General features: G+C 70.4%; 12 protein-coding genes and 1 tRNA gene. 3 read left to right on the top strand and 10 right to left on the bottom strand.

Features of this window, described 5'->3' with window-relative positions; all coding sequences use genetic code 11:
- The 3 genes from rpoB to rplJ form a co-directional block, all read right to left on the bottom strand.
- On the bottom strand, positions 1-2847 hold a 2847-nt coding region (rpoB, locus tag FZ103_RS12295), incomplete at its 3' end, for a DNA-directed RNA polymerase subunit beta (RefSeq protein WP_156001165.1).
- A gap of 784 nt (positions 2848-3631) precedes the next feature.
- Entirely contained in the window at positions 3632-4024 is a 393-nt protein-coding gene (rplL, locus tag FZ103_RS12290) for a 50S ribosomal protein L7/L12 (protein ID WP_156000828.1), read from the bottom strand.
- Between the two features lie 90 nt (positions 4025-4114).
- Positions 4115-4648 carry a 50S ribosomal protein L10 gene (rplJ, locus tag FZ103_RS12285; protein WP_156000825.1) on the bottom strand — a complete coding sequence of 178 codons (534 nt, stop codon included), beginning with the start codon at positions 4646-4648 and terminating at the stop codon, positions 4115-4117.
- A 441-nt stretch (positions 4649-5089) separates the two neighbouring features.
- On the opposite strand from rplJ, the gene FZ103_RS12280 reads away from it, so the two are divergent.
- Positions 5090-5995, top strand: a complete 906-nt coding sequence (locus FZ103_RS12280) for a hypothetical protein (RefSeq protein WP_156000822.1) — start codon at positions 5090-5092, stop codon at positions 5993-5995.
- A 158-nt stretch (positions 5996-6153) separates the two neighbouring features.
- Here FZ103_RS12280 and rplA read toward each other — a convergent pair whose 3' ends face one another.
- From rplA to FZ103_RS12255, 5 genes are all read right to left on the bottom strand, one after another.
- Positions 6154-6855: a 50S ribosomal protein L1 gene (gene rplA, locus FZ103_RS12275; RefSeq protein WP_186356171.1), complete on the bottom strand. Its 702-nt coding sequence runs from the start codon at positions 6853-6855 to the stop codon at positions 6154-6156.
- A 79-nt stretch (positions 6856-6934) separates the two neighbouring features.
- A complete protein-coding gene (rplK, locus tag FZ103_RS12270; RefSeq protein WP_156000820.1) occupies positions 6935-7363 on the bottom strand; it encodes a 50S ribosomal protein L11 in 429 nt (142 codons plus the stop codon).
- A gap of 258 nt (positions 7364-7621) precedes the next feature.
- Positions 7622-8461 (bottom strand): transcription termination/antitermination protein NusG, encoded by an 840-nt coding sequence (gene nusG / locus FZ103_RS12265; protein WP_186356170.1) that lies wholly within the window; start codon positions 8459-8461, stop codon positions 7622-7624.
- A 125-nt stretch (positions 8462-8586) separates the two neighbouring features.
- Positions 8587-8862 carry a preprotein translocase subunit SecE gene (gene secE / locus FZ103_RS12260; RefSeq protein ID WP_186356169.1) on the bottom strand — a complete coding sequence of 92 codons (276 nt, stop codon included), beginning with the start codon at positions 8860-8862 and terminating at the stop codon, positions 8587-8589.
- Between the two features lie 112 nt (positions 8863-8974).
- Positions 8975-9047, bottom strand: a tRNA-Trp gene (locus FZ103_RS12255).
- 239 nt (positions 9048-9286) lie between these two features.
- Here FZ103_RS12255 and FZ103_RS12250 point away from each other — a divergent pair.
- Both FZ103_RS12250 and FZ103_RS12245 read left to right on the top strand, forming a co-directional pair.
- Positions 9287-10495 carry a pyridoxal phosphate-dependent aminotransferase gene (locus FZ103_RS12250; RefSeq protein ID WP_186356168.1) on the top strand — a complete coding sequence of 403 codons (1209 nt, stop codon included), beginning with the start codon at positions 9287-9289 and terminating at the stop codon, positions 10493-10495.
- 113 nt (positions 10496-10608) lie between these two features.
- Positions 10609-11649, top strand: coding sequence for an adenosine deaminase (locus FZ103_RS12245; RefSeq protein ID WP_156000814.1), 1041 nt, complete (start codon positions 10609-10611; stop codon positions 11647-11649).
- A gap of 95 nt (positions 11650-11744) precedes the next feature.
- Here the strand turns inward: FZ103_RS12245 and FZ103_RS12240 are convergent, their stop codons facing one another.
- Positions 11745-12335 carry a TMEM165/GDT1 family protein gene (locus tag FZ103_RS12240; RefSeq protein ID WP_156000811.1) on the bottom strand — a complete coding sequence of 197 codons (591 nt, stop codon included), beginning with the start codon at positions 12333-12335 and terminating at the stop codon, positions 11745-11747.
- Between the two features lie 2550 nt (positions 12336-14885).
- Entirely contained in the window at positions 14886-15941 is a 1056-nt protein-coding gene (locus tag FZ103_RS12235) for a UDP-N-acetylmuramate dehydrogenase (protein ID WP_186356193.1), read from the bottom strand.
- Positions 15942-16028: the final 87 nt, after the last annotated feature.

Raw genomic sequence — 16028 nt, 5'->3', positions numbered from 1 at the left:
GGTGTCCGGAGGCACGTCGGTCGCGCCGATCGCGTGGAGCGACTTCTGCCACTCCTCCTCGGTCCCTTCCACATGCCAGCCGTTCTTGGCCAGCCAGCCCAGGTGGATCTCGAAGATCTGTCCGACGTTCATGCGGCCGGGCACACCCAGCGGGTTGAGCACGATGTCGACCGGAGTGCCGTCCTCCATGAACGGCATGTCCTCCTGCGGCAGGATCTTGGCGATCACACCCTTGTTGCCGTGCCGGCCCGCGAGCTTGTCGCCGTCGGTGATCTTGCGCTTCTGCGCCACATACACCCGCACCAGCTCGTTGACCCCGGGCGGCAGCTCGTCGCCCTCCTCGCGGCTGAACACCCGCACCCCGATGACCTTGCCCGACTCGCCGTGGGGCACCTTCAGCGACGTGTCGCGCACCTCACGCGCCTTCTCACCGAAGATCGCCCGCAGCAGCCGCTCCTCGGGCGTCAGCTCGGTCTCGCCCTTGGGCGTGACCTTGCCCACCAGGATGTCGCCGTCGATCACCTCGGCCCCGATGCGGATGATGCCCCGATCGTCCAGATCGGCCAGCACCTCCTCGCTGACGTTGGGGATCTCCCGGGTGATCTCCTCGGGCCCCAGCTTGGTGTCGCGCGCATCGACCTCGTGCTCCTCGATGTGGATCGAGGAGAGCACGTCGTCTTGGACCAGGCGCTGGGACAGCACGATGGCGTCCTCGTAGTTGTGGCCCTCCCAGGACATGTAGGCCACCAGCAGGTTCTTGCCCAGCGACATCTCGCCCTGGTCGGTGGAGGGCCCGTCGGCCAGCACCTGGGCGGCCTCCACCCGCCGGCCCTCCTCGACGATCGGGCGCTGGTTGAAGCAGGTGCCCTGGTTGCTGCGGCGGAACTTGCCCAGCCGGTAGGTGGTGCGGGTGCCGTCGTCGGCCATCACGGTGACGTAGTCGGCCGTGACGTCCTCGACCACCCCGGCCTTGTCGGCCAGCACGACCTCGCCGGCGTCGGTGGCGGCCCGGTACTCCATGCCGGTGCCCACCAGCGGCGACTCCGCGCGCAGCAGCGGCACCGCCTGGCGCTGCATGTTGGAGCCCATCAGCGCCCGGTTGGCGTCGTCGTGCTCCAGGAACGGGATCATGGCCGTGGCCACCGAGACCATCTGGCGCGGCGAGACGTCCATGTACTCCACCTCGTCGGTGGAGACCGCCTCGAACTCCCCGCCCTTGCGCCGAACCAGCACCCGGCTGTCGGTGAAGTTGCCCTCGGCGTCCACCGGGGTGTTCGCCTGGGCGATGACGTAGCGGTCCTCTTCGTCGGCCGTGAGGTAGACGACCTCGTCGGTCAGCTTGCCGTCGACGACCTTGCGGTAGGGAGTCTCGACGAACCCGAAGGAGTTCACGCGGCCGTAGCCCGCGAGCGACCCGATGAGGCCGATGTTGGGGCCCTCGGGGGTCTCGATCGGGCACATGCGGCCGTAGTGGGAGGGGTGGACGTCGCGGACCTCGAAGCCCGCGCGCTCGCGGGAGAGGCCGCCCGGACCCAGCGCCGAGAGGCGGCGCTTGTGGGTCAGACCCGCCAGCGGGTTGGTCTGGTCCATGAACTGCGACAGCTGGCTGGTGCCGAAGAACTCCTTGATGGAGGCCACGACCGGCCGGATGTTGATCAGGGTCTGCGGCGTGATCGCCTCGACGTCCTGGGTGGTCATCCGCTCGCGGACCACCCGCTCCATCCGAGCCAGGCCCAGCCGGACCTGGTTCTGGATCAGCTCGCCGACGGTGCGCAGGCGGCGGTTGCCGAAGTGGTCGATGTCGTCGGTCTCGATCGGGCGGGTGCCCTGGCTGGTCTCCAGCTCTTCCTCGCCGGCGTGCAGGCGCACCAGGTAATCGATCGTGGCGACGATGTCCTCTTCGGTCAGCGTCCCCTGCGTGAACTCCGTCTCCAGCCCCAGCTTCTTATTGATCTTGTACCGGCCCACCTTGGCCAGGTCATAGCGCTTGGGATTGAAATACAGGTTCTCCAGCAGCGCCTGCGCCGACTCCTTCGTCGGCGGCTCACCCGGACGCAGCTTGCGGTAGATGTCCAGCAGCGCGTCGTCGGTGCCCGCGGTCGGATCCTTCTCCAGCGTGTTGCGGATCGACTCATAGGCCCCGAACCGCTCCAGGATCTGATCGGTGCTCCACCCCAGCGCCTTGAGCAGCACGGTCACACCCTGCTTGCGCTTGCGGTCGATGCGCACCCCGACGAAATCGCGCTTGTCGACCTCGAACTCCAGCCACGCCCCCCGCGAGGGGATCACCTTGCAGCCGAAGAGGTCCTTGTCGGAGGTCTTGTCGACCTGCCGGTCGAAATAGACACCCGGCGAGCGCACGAGCTGGGAGACCACCACGCGCTCGGTGCCGTTGATGATGAACGTGCCCTTGGCCGTCATGAGCGGGAAGTCGCCCATGAACACCGTCTGGCTCTTGATCTCACCGGTGTCGTTGTTGATGAACTCCGCCGTGACGAACATCGGGGCGGAGTAGGTCATGTCCTTGTCCTTGCACTCCTCTTCGGAGTACTTGGGCGGCTCGAACCGGTGGTCGCGAAACGACAGCGACATCGTGCCGGAGAAGTCCTCGATGGGACTGATCTCCTCGAAGATCTCTTCGAGACCGGACTGCTCCGGAACGTCCTTGCGGCCGGCGTTACGAGCCGCCTCGACTCGGGTACTCCACTTCTCGTTACCCAGCAGCCAGTCGAACGACTCGGTCTGCAGGGGCAGGAGGTCGGGAACTTCGAGTGGCTCCCGAATGCGGGCGAAGGAAACGCGGTTCGGACCAAGGTCGTTAGCGGAGGCGTTGCGCGAGGCTGCCAACAGGGGTCCTTCCGAAGGCTTGTGGCGGTTGATGCGCGCGCACGCCGGACGATCCGGAATGTCGAACGGAGACCCGCCGACGGATATCGGTCGGGATCTCTTCAGTGGAGAACGTACGGTGGGGTCCGGGAACACCGAGGGATCCTCGGAATCCGGCCGCGGAGCACGGACACCGGCACACGGATCGTCAATGGGCAGCGCAAAAGGGCAGTGTAGCCGAATACTACACCGCTGTCCAACCGCAGCCCCCGAAGTCAGTCACGACACCACGCAGCATCGCCCCAACAGGCGGATCCGTCAAGCCCGGGCCCCCTCGCGCGCAGGTTTCGCGAGCCGTGAGAGGCCCCACAGGACATATGGGGTGTGAACGGCTCGCCATAAGGGAACGTACCTTCTTTCCGGGGGTTCTGGAAAGCGCCCCCCGCGCTCGCGCCCCAGCGCGGTGGCCGGTGCCGCTCACTCCGCCCCGGACGCTCCGCGCTTCCCCACCGGTCGGGTATGCGGACACGGCGCAAGCCCGGTTCCGGACACATCCGCAACGTCGCTCCAATCGGCCGGGCCCGAGGTCTGCCGCCGGGCGCGCCGCCGGCGCACCGGGCGGCCCGGTTCGGCGCCCGCCGCCTCCCGCTCGGGTCGCCTCCCGGCATACCCGCCGCCCTCACCGCGCTGCCGAGGCACCTCGTGTTCCGTCCGCACCGCCCGCGACACGCGCGAGGGCGGCCACCCCCGGGGGTGGCCGCCCTCCTCACAAGCCCGCCGAGCCGCGAACGCGGCCCGTTCGGTCCTACTTGACCGTGACGGTGGCGCCGGCGCCCTCGAGGGCGTCCTTGGCCTTGTCGGCGGTCTCCTTGTTGACGGCCTCCAGCAGCGGCTTGGGAGCGTTGTCGACCAGGTCCTTGGCCTCCTTGAGGCCCAGGCTCGTGAGGCCGCGGACCTCCTTGATGACCTGGATCTTCTTGTCGCCGGCGGACTCGAGGACGACGTCGAACTCCGTCTTCTCCTCTTCCTCCTCGGCAGCGGCACCGCCGCCGCCACCGGGGGCGGCCACGACGGCGGCGGCCGGGGCGGCGGCCTCGACGTCGAACTTCTCCTCGAACTGCTTAACGAACTCCGAGAGCTCCAGGAGGGTCATCTCCTCGAAGGCGCTGAGGAGCTCTTCGGTGCTGAGCTTCGCCATGATTGCGGTCTCTCTTTCTCTTCAAACACGCACGCCCTGCGGCGGCGTGCCGAGCCTGACACCGGCGCGGGCACGCCGGCGGGTTCGTCGCTAGCCCTCGGCGCCCTCTTCGGAGCGCTTGTCGTGCAGCGCCTGAGCGAGCCGCACGGCCTTGAGGGGGAGCGCCTGGAACAGCGCGGCGGCCTGGCCCTGCTTGGACTTCAGCGCACCGGCCAGCTTCGCGAGGAGAACCTCGCGGGACTCCAGATCGGCCAGCTGGGTGATCTGCTCGGGCGACATGACCTTGCCGTCGATGACGCCGCCCTTGATCACCAGCGGCGAGTTCGCCTTCGAAAAGTCACGCAGGCCCTTGGCGGCCTCGACCACGTCCCCGCGGACGAAGGCGATGGCCGAGGGGCCCTCGAGCAGGTCCTGGACCTGCTCGTCAAGACCGGCCTCAGTGGCCGCGATCTTGGTCAGCGTGTTCTTGACGATGCGGAAACGCGCGTTCTGGCCGAGGCTGCGGCGCAGCTTGGTAACCTGCGCCACGCTGAGCCCCCGGTATTCGGTCAGCACTGCGCCCTGCGAGCTCTCGAATTCCTCTTTGAGCTCGGCGACCGCGGCTGCCTTGTCCGGCCTCGCCATGGGACTCCTTCCAACTGTGAACGCCGGTCTGGAGCAAAGGCCCTGGCGATGGGGAGGCGGGAGGCATGAAAAAAGCCCCGGCGCAGGGGCACGGGGCGCGACAGCACAGCAGCCGTCGCTCTCAGCACACCTGCGCGGGCCGCCCATTCGCATGGGACCTTAGGCCACCCCTGGGGTGGCGACCGGCGGTCTTCGGCACTGTCCAGTCTAGACGACGCGTGGAGTGGCGGCGCCACTCGTGAAGCGAGCGGGCGACCGCAGGGCGCAACAACCGGCGAAGGCGCGGATTCGAAGCGATACCGAAACCGTGTCATTCGCCCCAAGACGCACCGATTTACGGTGTTCTGTCCCTGGTGTGCGGCACGATGGGCATCCGCGAGCACCCCGGCTCACCTGCGTGCTCATCCCCCTGCCGATCCCCCGGAGAAGAAAGCCGTTCGCGTGCAGATCCCCCGACACTTCCTGTCCTGTGCCGCATTGGCCCCGCTGGTGGCGCTGACCGCCTGCGGGCCGGCCGAGGTGGCGCCCGAGGCCGCGCCGCAGCAGTCCGTCTCGCCCTCCCTCTCCCCTTCACCGAAGAAGAGCCGACTGGCCCTCCTCCTCGACGACGTGGCCGAGAGCACGAGCGAAGCCGGCGGCAATTACACGGTCGACGTGACCGCGACCGCGCTCGGCGACGCGGCCGACATCCCCTTCCCGACCGCCACACACACCTTCGAGATCCAGGGGCCCGACAAAGCGGTCCGCGTCACCTCCTACCTGCCGGGGTCGGGCGAGATGCTGCTGGACAGGCTGCGGGATACGGGTGCGGACGTCTCCGGCCTGGACGCCGACCGGCTGAGCACCACGGTCGCTCTCGTGCCCGCCGACGGCGGGGAGATCCTCGCCTCCAACCACATCGGCCGGTACCCCGTCGACGCCCCGTGGGTCCGCGGGGTGCTGACCGAGAACAACGTGCCCGCGGAACCGGAACCGACACTGGACGGAATCGCGCCCCTGTTCAGCGAGCTCGCCGCCGCGGACGCGGTCGCGCTGAAGGGCACCCGGATGTACGAGGGGACCGAGGAGGTCGAGGACTTCGAGGCGACGAAGGTCGCGGGCGAGGCCGCCGAGACCGACATCACGGACCTCGGCGACGACGCCCGCGCGACGGTCGAGCACCTGCTGGCGGGCCCGCCCGAGGGGATGGTCGACATCGCGCTGTGGGTCGGCGAGGACGACATGCCGCTGCGCCTGGAGGTCTCGGACAACAAGGAGGAGTCGACACTCGTGTACTACGACTTCGGCTCCACGTCCTTCGATGTCCCCGATGAGGAGCAGATCGGCGACCTGGAGATGCCCTCTTAGGCCAATCTTCCCCTCCGCCGCTGATCTTGTACCTGTGGTCATTGTGAGCGATCACAAGTGACCACAGGTACAAGATCACCGCTTCCAGGAAGCGAAAACGGCGCCCCGGCTCCTGCGAGGAGCCGGGGCGCCGCTGCGCTGCCGTCACACGGCCGCCGTCAGGCGGCGGCGGGCCGGGTGATGTTGGGGTCGACCGGGATGCCCGGACCCATGGTCGTGGTCAGCGTGACCTTCTTGAGGTACCGGCCCTTGGCGGCGGAGGGCTTGAGCCGGACCACCTCGTCCAGCGCGGCGCTGTAGTTCTCCACCAGCTGGGCCTCGTCGAAGGAGAGCTTGCCGATGATGAAGTGCAGGTTGCCGTGCCGGTCGACGCGGAACTCGATCTTGCCGCCCTTGATGTCGGAGACGGCCTTGGCGACGTCGGGCGTGACGGTGCCGGTCTTGGGGTTGGGCATCATGCCGCGGGGGCCGAGGATGCGGCCGAGGCGCCCGACCTTGCCCATCAGGTCGGGGGTGGCCACGACGGCGTCGAAGTCGAGGAAGCCCTTCTGGATCTCCTCGACGAGGTCGTCGTCGCCGACGTAGTCGGCGCCGGCCTGGCGGGCCTGCTCGGCGCGGTCACCGGTGGCGAAGACCAGGACCCGGGCGGTCTTGCCGGTGCCGTGCGGCAGGTTCACGGTGCCGCGGACCATCTGGTCGGCCTTGCGCGGGTCGACACCCAGGCGCAGGGCGACCTCGACGGTCGGGTCGAACTTGACGATGCTGGTCTCCTTGGCGAGCTTCACGGCGTCGAGGGGCGCGTAGAGCTTGCTGCGGTCGACCAGCTGGCTGGCCTTGCGGTGGTTCTTGCTGCGCTTCACTGCTTCTCCAAATCGAGAGGTGTGGTGGGGGCCAGCGCGCGGCCCTTCCACGGTTGCCCTGAGTCGTCGGCCTCGCCGGCTACTTGATCTGGATGCCCATGGAACGGGCGGTGCCGGCGACGATCTTGGTCGCGACGTCCAGGTCGTCGGTGTTGAGGTCGGGCAGCTTGGTCTGCGCGATCTCGCGGATCTGGTCCTCGGTCACCGAACCGGCCGACTTGCGGCTGGGGTCGTTGCTGCCCTTGTCCAGGCCCGCGGCCTTGAGGATCAGCTTGGGCGCCGGCGGCGTCTTGGTGATGAAGGTGAAGGAGCGGTCCTCGTAGATGGTGATCTCTACGGGGATGACGCTTCCGCGCTGGGCTTCGGTGGCAGCGTTGTACTGCTTGCAGAAGTCCATGATGTTGACGCCGTGCGGACCGAGCGCGGTACCGACGGGCGGCGCCGGGGTGGCCTGGCCAGCGGGAAGCTGAACCTTGACCAGCGCGGCGATCTTCTTCTTCGGAGGCATATCGGGTCCTTTGCCTGATCTGCTGTGTGTCGTGGATCCCGGACGGCCGGCCCGCGGGCCGGGCCGCAGCGCGGAGGCTTCGCGTCCGCGGTGGAGGCCACACCTGCGCCGGATCCGCGCTCAGGCGTGGGGCGCCCCGGCGCGGCGGCGCAGTGGGGCGCGGCGGGTCCGCCCGGCGAAGGGCGAACCCGTCAAGTCTACGCGCCGGCGGCCACCGGTGGTGCGGCGGCCGCTCGGCAGGGTCCTGCGGAGGAGCCGCTAGATCTTGGAGACCTGGTTGAAGCCGAGCTCCACCGGGGTCTCGCGGCCGAAGATCGACACCAGCACCTTGAGCTTCTGGGTGTCGGCGTTGATCTCGCTCACCGTGGCGGGCAGGGTCGCGAACGGCCCCTCCATCACGGTGACCGACTCCCCGACCTCGTAGGCGACGTCGGAGCGCGGCTCGGCCTTCTCCTTCTGCGGTTGCTCGGGCTGCTCCTCGGCCTCGGGAGCGAGGAGGTCGGCGACCTCCTGCAGGCTCAGCGGAGCCGGCTTGTTGGACAGCCCCACGAAACCGGTCACGCCGGGGGTGTTGCGGATCGCGGCCCAGGACTCGTCGGTCAGCTCCATGCGCACGAGCACATAGCCGGGCAGCACCTTCTCGGTGACCTGCTGCCGCTTGCCGCTCTTGACCTCGGTGACCTCCTGCGTGGGCACCTCGACCTGGAAGATGTACTCCTCCATGTTGAGCGACTGGGTGCGGCTCTCGACGTTGGCCTTGACCCGGTTCTCGTAACCGGCGTAGGTGTGCACCACATACCAGTCGCCGGGGAGCAGCAGCAGCTCCTGCTTGAACTCCTCAACGGGGTCGACGCGGGGGGCCTCGGCCTCGCCGGCTTCGCCGGTCTCCTCGGCGCCGGCCGCGTCGCCGCCCTCGGCCTCCTCGCCCTCGGGCCGCCCGCCCGCGGACTCCTCGGCGCCGCCCTGCTCGGGCTCGGCGCCGAGTGCGGAGCCGTCAGCGGGGTCGATGTACTCGGCGCGCGGACCGGCCTCTTCCTCCGACGACTGATCCAGCTCCTCGTCGGGGAGGTCGCCGGGGCTCAGTGGGGACTCGGACACGGCTGCTCTTTCTCTCGTCGGTTGCGCGCTGGACGGTGCGCTTCGATAGCGCCGCCGCCGGTTACTGCCAGCTTACGGGCTAGTCGGGCGCACCTTGGCCATGCGACCGGCCGCCGCGCGCGCCGCTACTGGCCGGGGACGGCAGCGCCCCCGGTGGTGTCCGGGGTGAACTGGCCGTAGAGCCAGGTGACGGCCTCGCCGAACCCGAAGTCGAGCAGCGAGATGTAACCGACCATGATGAGCACGAACACGATGACGACGATCGTGTAGGTGATGAGCTCGCGCCGCGTGGGCCAGCGCACCTTGCGCAGCTCGCCGACGACCTGCTTGGTGAAGGTCACCGGACCGGTACGACGCTTGCGCTCCTTCTCCGGCTTGGCGTCCGCGTCAGTCTGTGTCACCTGAGGTCCTTAGGAGTCGACGGTTCGGCTGGACTGTTCCGGCGGAACTGCCTCGATCGAGGACGCCTGGCGCGCGTACGCGATGCGCCGTATCTCGCCCACGTGTCCTTTGCAGGGCAGGAGGGACTCGAACCCCCAACCGCCGGTTTTGGAGACCGGTGCTCTTCCAATTGAGCCACTGCCCTTCAGCGGATACCGCGGTACCCACAATAGCCGCGGATCGGAGTGCCGCGCACCGAGTACAGCATTCGGCGCCCGGTGTCCGGACCATCGGTTGCACGAGTGTATGCCCAATCGCGCTGCGGCACCAACCCGGATTGCCCGCGGACTGCCCGCCGCACGCTCCGAAACGGTTTCGGTTGCCTCCCGGCCGTTTCCCGGCGGACCCGGAAAACGACCGGCCCGCGCGTGTAAGCATGGAGGCATGACTGACCGACCTCGCATCTCCGCACGTATCGGCGGCATCTCCGAGTCAGCGACACTGGCCGTGGACGCCAAGGCAAAGGCAATGAAGGCGGCCGGGCGCCCCGTCATCGGTTTCGGCGCCGGCGAACCCGACTTCCCGACCCCCGACTACATCATCGAGTCCGCGGTGCAGGCCTGCCGGGAGCCCCGGTTCCACCGCTACACGCCGGCCGGCGGGCTGCCCGAGCTGAAGGAGGCGATCGCCGCCAAGACGCTGCGCGACTCCGGCTACTCGGTCGAACCCGCCCAGGTGCTGGTCACCAACGGCGGCAAGCAGGCCATCTACGAGGCGTTCGCCACACTTCTCGACCCCGGCGACGAGGTGCTGGTCGTGGCGCCCTACTGGACGACCTACCCCGAGTCGATCAAGCTGGCCGGCGGCGTGCCCCGCTACGTGGTCACCGACGAGTCCACCGGCTACCGCGCCTCGGTCGACGACCTGGAGGCCGCCCGCACCGAGCGCACCAAGCTGCTGGTGTTCGTCTCGCCGTCCAACCCCACCGGCGCGGTCTACCCGCCCGAGCAGGTGCGGGCCATCGGCCGCTGGGCCGCCGAGCACGGGCTGTGGGTGCTCACCGACGAGATCTACGAGCACCTCGTCTACGGCGACGCGCGCTTCAGCTCGCTGCCGGTGGAGGTGCCCGAGATCGCCGAGCGCACCGTCGTCGTCAACGGCGTGGCCAAGACCTACGCGATGACCGGCTGGCGCGTGGGCTGGATCGTGGGCCCCGCGGACGTGGTCAAGGCGGCGGGCAACCTCCAGTCGCACGCCACCTCCAACGTCGCCAACGTCTCCCAGGCCGCCGCACTGACCGCGGTCTCCGGCGACCTGGCGGCCGTCGCCGAGATGCGCGCGGCCTTCGACCGACGCCGGCAAACCATCGTGCGCATGCTCAACGAGATCCCCGGAGTCGTGTGCCCTGAGCCCGAGGGCGCCTTCTACGCCTACCCCTCGGTCAAGGGGCTGCTGGGCCGCGAGATCCGCGGCCGGCGCCCGCAGACCTCCACCGAGCTCGCCGAGGTCATCCTGGAGCAGGCCGAGGTGGCGGTGGTCCCCGGCGAGGCGTTCGGCACACCCGGCTACCTGCGGCTGTCCTACGCGCTGGGCGACGCCGACCTGGAGGAGGGCGTCAGCCGCATCCAGAAGCTCGTCGGCGAGGCCGGGTAAGGGCGGCAAGGCGCCCTGGGCGCCGGCGCCCGCCCGGCGCGCACCGGCGGCGGTGCCGGAGGTTTTCGAAGGACCTCCGGCACCGCCGCCGCCGTCTGAGGCACCCTTGGGTCATGGCACGTCCCATCTCCCGACTCCCCAAGGCGCACCTGCACCAGCACTTCACCGGTTCGATGCGGCACTCGACCCTGGTCGAACTCGCCGAGCGCTACGGCGTCCACCTGCCCCACGCGCTGGCGGCGGAGTGGCCGCCGCGGCTGCGGGCGACCGACGAGCGCGGATGGTTCCGGTTCCAGCGGCTCTACGACATCGCCCGCTCGGTGCTGAGCACGCCCGAGGCCATGTACCGGCTGCTGCGGGAGGCCGCCGAGGACGACCGGGCGGCCGGGTCGGGCTGGCTGGAGATCCAGGTCGACCCCAGCGGCTACGCCTCCCGCTTCGACGGGCTGACCTCCACGCTGGAGCTGATCCTCGATGCGGCCGGTGCCGCCGAGCGCGAGACCGGCGTGGGCATCGGGATCATGGTCGCGGCCAACCGCACCAAGCATCCGCTCGACGCCAAGGCGCTGGCCCGCCTGGCCGCCCAGTACGCCGGGCGGGGCGTGGTCTCCTTCGGGCTGAACAACGACGAGCGGCGCGGGCGGGCCCTGGACTTCGAGGGCGCCTTCCGCATCGCGCGGCGCGCCGGGCTGCTCTCGGCGCCGCACGGCGGGGAGCTGCTGGGGGCCCGCAGTGTGCGGGAGTGCCTGGACGACCTGGCCGCCGACCGCGTCGGCCACGGCGTGGGGGCGACCGAGGATCCCTATCTGCTGGAGCGGGTCGCCACCCAGGGCGTCACTCTGGAGCTGTGCCCCAGCTCCAACGTAGCGCTCGGGGTCTACAGCGAGATCGGCCACGTACCGCTGCGCCGGCTCTTCGACGCGGGGGCGCCGATCGCGCTGGGCGCCGACGACCCGCTGCTGTTCGGCCCCCGGCTGGCCGAGCAGTACCGGATCGCCCGCGAGGTGTTCGGCTTCACCGACGAGGAACTGGCCGAGCTGGCGCGGATGTCCGTCCGCGGATCGGCGGCGCCCGAGGCGCTGAAGAAGGAGCTGCTGGCGGGGATCGACGCGTGGCTCGCGGCACCGCCGGGCGAGGGCGCGGCCGGCGAGTAGGCGCACGAGGAGCAAGCGGGGCGGCCGGCGGGTGAGCACCTGGGAGCCCGGAGGAAGCCGGTGAAGCGGCGGGGCGGCCGGGCGGCGGGTCGGGGTCAGCTCGCGACCGCGCGCACGCCCTGGAACACCATCGCGCCGCCCGCGAGGAAGAACAGCAGCGCCGCACCGATCTGGATGGCCCGTTCGGGCAGCTTCTTGCCGAGGAGGGCCGCCAGCCCGATCGCGAGCGCGTCGGCGACGACCATCCCGGCCGTCGACCCGATCCACACGGGAAGCCAGTCGTAGCGGGTGCCCACGGTGATGGTGGCGAGCATGGTCTTGTCGCCCAGCTCGGCGATGAAGAACACCACGGCCACGGTGACGACACCGGAGCGGATCCGTCGCGAGGCCGCGCGCTCCTCGTCCTTGTCGGTGAGCTCGTCGCCGAGCAGGGTCCACACCCCGAAGCAGACGAAGGCGATCCCGGCCGCGAGGGTGATCCAGTCGGTGGGCAGGGCAAGGCCGAGCACCTCGGCGATGAGCACGCTCACACCGTGCACGGCCAGGGTCGCGGCGGTGATTCCGAGCAGGACGGTCGCGGCGCGGTAGCGCGTAGCGAGGGACATCGCGACCAACTGCGTCTTGTCACCCATTTCTGCGACGAACACCACACCGGTGCTGGCCGCGATGGCGAGCAGGAATTCCATGCGTCCTCCGTCGTCTGTGCCGGGCGGAAGCGGGAAACGGCGCCTCGCCCCGGAGTTGCCTGCCGGGACGAAGGTCTCGTCCGCCTGCTGCCAGCACAGGCCCGCGCGCCGGGCGGATCCGGGCGGACCCCGTGTCCGCGAAAGATCCACCGGTATGTCGACCGCGCGAATCGAGGACTACTCCCCTTCGACGTTTTCCACGGTAGCAGGGAAATACGTTTCCGCAATTCTTGGGAATGGCGTCCGACGACGGAAAGAATGGCGAATAAAAGAGTTGGGGACGCCGAATAAAAAGGTTTGGACCGGGAGCCGCAGACTGGGACTCGGGTCGGCCGGCGGGGCCTCGGGCCCGCAGACGGGGACTCGGGTCGGCCGGCGGCTACTCGGGCCGGCCGAACGCCGGTGCGGCGGCGCACCGGCGAAGGCGGCGGGTGGCTGGGCCCCAGCCCAGCGGACCCGGTGCCCGCCGGTTGCGCCTGCGACGGGGCAGCGAGGGCGGCGAGTGGTTCAGCCCGCGCCTAACGGTTCGGGTGCCCGCCGGTGCGGCATACGACGAGGGCAGCAAGGACGGCGCGGGGCTCAGCCCGCGCCCACCGCACCCGGTGCCCGCCTGTGGCCCACCCGACGAGAGCAGCGACGACGACGCAGGGTTGGATCGGGGCTAAGAACGGCGGGGGCGCCGCTTTCCAGGCACCCACCGGGAACCACCCGGGGCGGCCACCATCGGGGCTGCGGCAATGGGTGCGCCTCGCGAAGCGCGATCACAGCTTGCCGCCGAGCGCACGCAGCCCGTCCCAGGTGGAGGCGCACCACCGGTGGCGGACCTCCAGCGCAAAAGTGCACCGTGCGCTCGGCGGCAAGCTGGCTCTGAATAGGTACGTGGCGCGAAGCGCCTCCGTTGGGGCGGCGGCGGGTGACGGGCGGGCGCTTCGCGCAACCCAGCCCCATTGCCGCAACCTCCTGTGGTGCCCGGCTCCTTAAACAGGACGCAGACCCGCGCGGATCGGTCCCGGTGCTCGCCGACTGCGCCTGCGACGGGGCAGCGAGGGCGGCGGACGGCCGGGCCCGCGCGTATCGGTTCGGGTGCCCGCCGGTTGCGCGTGCAACGGGCGGCGAGGACGGCGGGTGGCCCAGCCCGCGCCCACCGACCCGGTGCCCGCCGGCTGACCACCCGACGAGTGCAGCGACGACGGCGCAAGGTTGGGTGGTATTGGAGAAGGACGGCGGCGCCGCTTTCCAGGCACCCACCGGGAACCACCCGGGGCGGCCACCATCGGGGCTGCGGCAATGGGTGCGCCCCGCGAAGCGCGAGCACAGCTTGCCGCCGAGCGCACGCAGCCCGTCCCAGGTGGAGCCGCACCACCGGTGGCGGACCTCCAGCGCAAAAGTGCACCGTGCGCTCGGCGGCAAGCTGGCGCACAGCGCTTCGCGCAACCCAGCCCCATTGCCGCAACCTCCTGTGGTGCCCGGCTCCTTAAACAGGACGCAGACCCGCGCGGATCGGTCCCGGTGCTCGCCGGTTGCGCATGCAACGGGGCGGCGACGGCCGCGGATGGCCCGGCCCGCGCGTATCGGTTCGGGTGCCCGCCGGTTGCGCGTGCAACGGGCGGCGAGGACAGCGGTGGGTGCGGCTCGCGATCATCGGTTCGGAAGGATGTCGGTCGCGGTGGGCGACGGGGGCGGCGGCGCGCCGGTCGGGTTTCGACCAGGCCAGTCCGCCCTCCGCCCCTCGCCCGGAACCCCGAATGCCCGATTTAATCTAACTCTCAGGAAACGATCTTGTACTTTTAGTCAGTGTTAGCGGTCACAAGTGACCACAAGTACAAGATCGCCGACAGAAACCGCGTGGTCGGCGGCCGCGCACCCGCCGGGCGCGGCCGATACCGGAGACGGAATCGGGCATCGGGGGCATATGCCGCGGCGGGCGGGCGACGATCATCACCGATGGTTCGCGGGGGCGGCCTCCGGCCGCGCAGCGGGCGATCCCGGGCGTCGACTCGTCCCGACATGTCCGGTATGCGGGGCCACCGGGGCCGCCGGTGCAGCCCTGGACAGCGATGATCATGGCGTTTGTAGCGGAATTCGCGCCACAAGCGATCCATCCGCGCACCTCGTGGCGCCGCGGCCGCTCCCGGCGCCGCCACAGACCGGCATAACAGACGAACCACCCCGCCATTCTTCCGCATCCCGGAAGATCGGATGCTCCGGCGCACCAGGCAAGGACACCGCGCCACATGGGCGGGCATCGTCGCTTTCCCCGAAGCGATATGCCCGAAATGCCCCCCGCCCTCGCCACCCACCGCCGTCGCGGCCCCTCGGGCGACCTGCCATCCGCCGTCGGCAACCGATGATCACTCAGCCCGACCCCCGCCGCCCTCGCCGCCCCGTCGCATGCCCAACCACCGGGCACCCGAACCGATGAACGCCGACTCAACCACCCGCCGCCCCGCCGCCCCCGACGCACGCCCGACCACCGGGCACCCGAACCGATGGCCACGGGCCACGGCCACAACCCCCGTCCCACCGCATCACCCCGGCGGTCACCCCCGCCTACAGGGCCACGCCCACCATCACCGGCTCGTTCACCAGGGTCACTCCGAATGCCTTGGCCACGCCCGCGCGGACCTCGCGGGCCAGGGCCAGCAGGTCTTCGGTGGTGGCGTCGCCGGGGTTGGTCAGGGCGAGGGTGTGCTTCGTGGAGATGCGCGCGGGAGATCCGTAGCCGCGGGTGAAGCCGGCGTGGTCGATCAGCCAGGCGGCGGAGAGCTTGGCGCGGCCGTCGGCGTCGAAGTGGGCCGGCGGCTCGACGCCGGGGCCGAGCAGGTCGGCCGCGCGGCGGGCGAACTCGGCGTACTCCGGCGGGTCCAGGACCGGGTTGGTGAAGAACGAGCCCGCGCTGCGGGTGTCGGGGTCGTCGGGATCCAGCACCATGCCCTTGCCGCGGCGCAGTTCCAGGACGGTCTCGCGGGCCTGGTCCAGCGGGACGCGCGAACCCGCCTCGGTGCCCAGCGCGCGGGCGACCTCGGCGTAGCGGATGGGCCGGCTCACCTGCGAGCGCTCCAGCTCGAAGACGACCTCGCAGACGACGTAGCGGTCGTCACCCTTGAAGACGCTGTCGCGGTAGGCGAATCCGCAGTCGGCGTTGCCCATGGTCCGCCGCTCGCCGGTGCGCCGGTCGTAGACCAGCACCTCGACGATGGTCTGGCTGACCTCCTGGCCGTAGGCGCCCACGTTCTGGATCGGGGTCGAGCCCACGCGGCCGGGGATTCCGGACAGGAACTCGATGCCGCTGAGCCCTTCGGCGACGGTCCGCGCGACCAGCGGGTCCCACGGCACCCCGGCGCCCGCCCGGATCCGCACCCGGCCCTCGTCGGCGTTGCGGAACTCCACGGAGCGGGACTCCGCGTGCACGACCGTGCCCGGAAACCCCTGGTCGGAGACGACCAGGTTGCTCCCGCCGCCCAGGACGAGCAGCGCGTCGCCGGCCGCCTCGGTCTCGGCCACCGCGGCGATCAGCTCCTCGGTGTCGGCGGCGACGCGGAAGCGCGCGGCGGGGCCGCCCAGGCCGAGTGTGGTGTAGTCGGCCAGCGGCACGTCCGCGGCCACCTCGGGCGAGCGCGCCGCGGCGCCGCCCGGCGCGGGGCCGGACGCGGGATCGGGTTCGGGACGTGACACGGGCAACCCCTGCTGGAC

This window comes from Streptomonospora sp. PA3 (assembly GCF_009728995.1).
Taxonomy (GTDB): domain Bacteria; phylum Actinomycetota; class Actinomycetes; order Streptosporangiales; family Streptosporangiaceae; genus Streptomonospora.
Note: the sequence above shows the minus strand (reverse complement) of the source record. Positions and strands in the feature narration are given on the sequence as shown.

Bases quoted from the DNA above. Each gene is read 5' to 3' on its own strand.
- FZ103_RS12250 (WP_186356168.1), top strand. From the start codon at position 9,287: ATGACTGACCGACCTCGCATCTCCGCACGTATCGGCGGCATCTCCGAG.
- FZ103_RS12240 (WP_156000811.1), bottom strand. From the start codon at position 12,335: ATGGAATTCCTGCTCGCCATCGCGGCCAGCACCGGTGTGGTGTTCGTC.
- rplK (WP_156000820.1), bottom strand. From the start codon at position 7,363: ATGCCTCCGAAGAAGAAGATCGCCGCGCTGGTCAAGGTTCAGCTTCCC.
- FZ103_RS12245 (WP_156000814.1), top strand. From the start codon at position 10,609: ATGGCACGTCCCATCTCCCGACTCCCCAAGGCGCACCTGCACCAGCAC.
- rplL (WP_156000828.1), bottom strand. From the start codon at position 4,024: ATGGCGAAGCTCAGCACCGAAGAGCTCCTCAGCGCCTTCGAGGAGATG.
- rplJ (WP_156000825.1), bottom strand. From the start codon at position 4,648: ATGGCGAGGCCGGACAAGGCAGCCGCGGTCGCCGAGCTCAAAGAGGAA.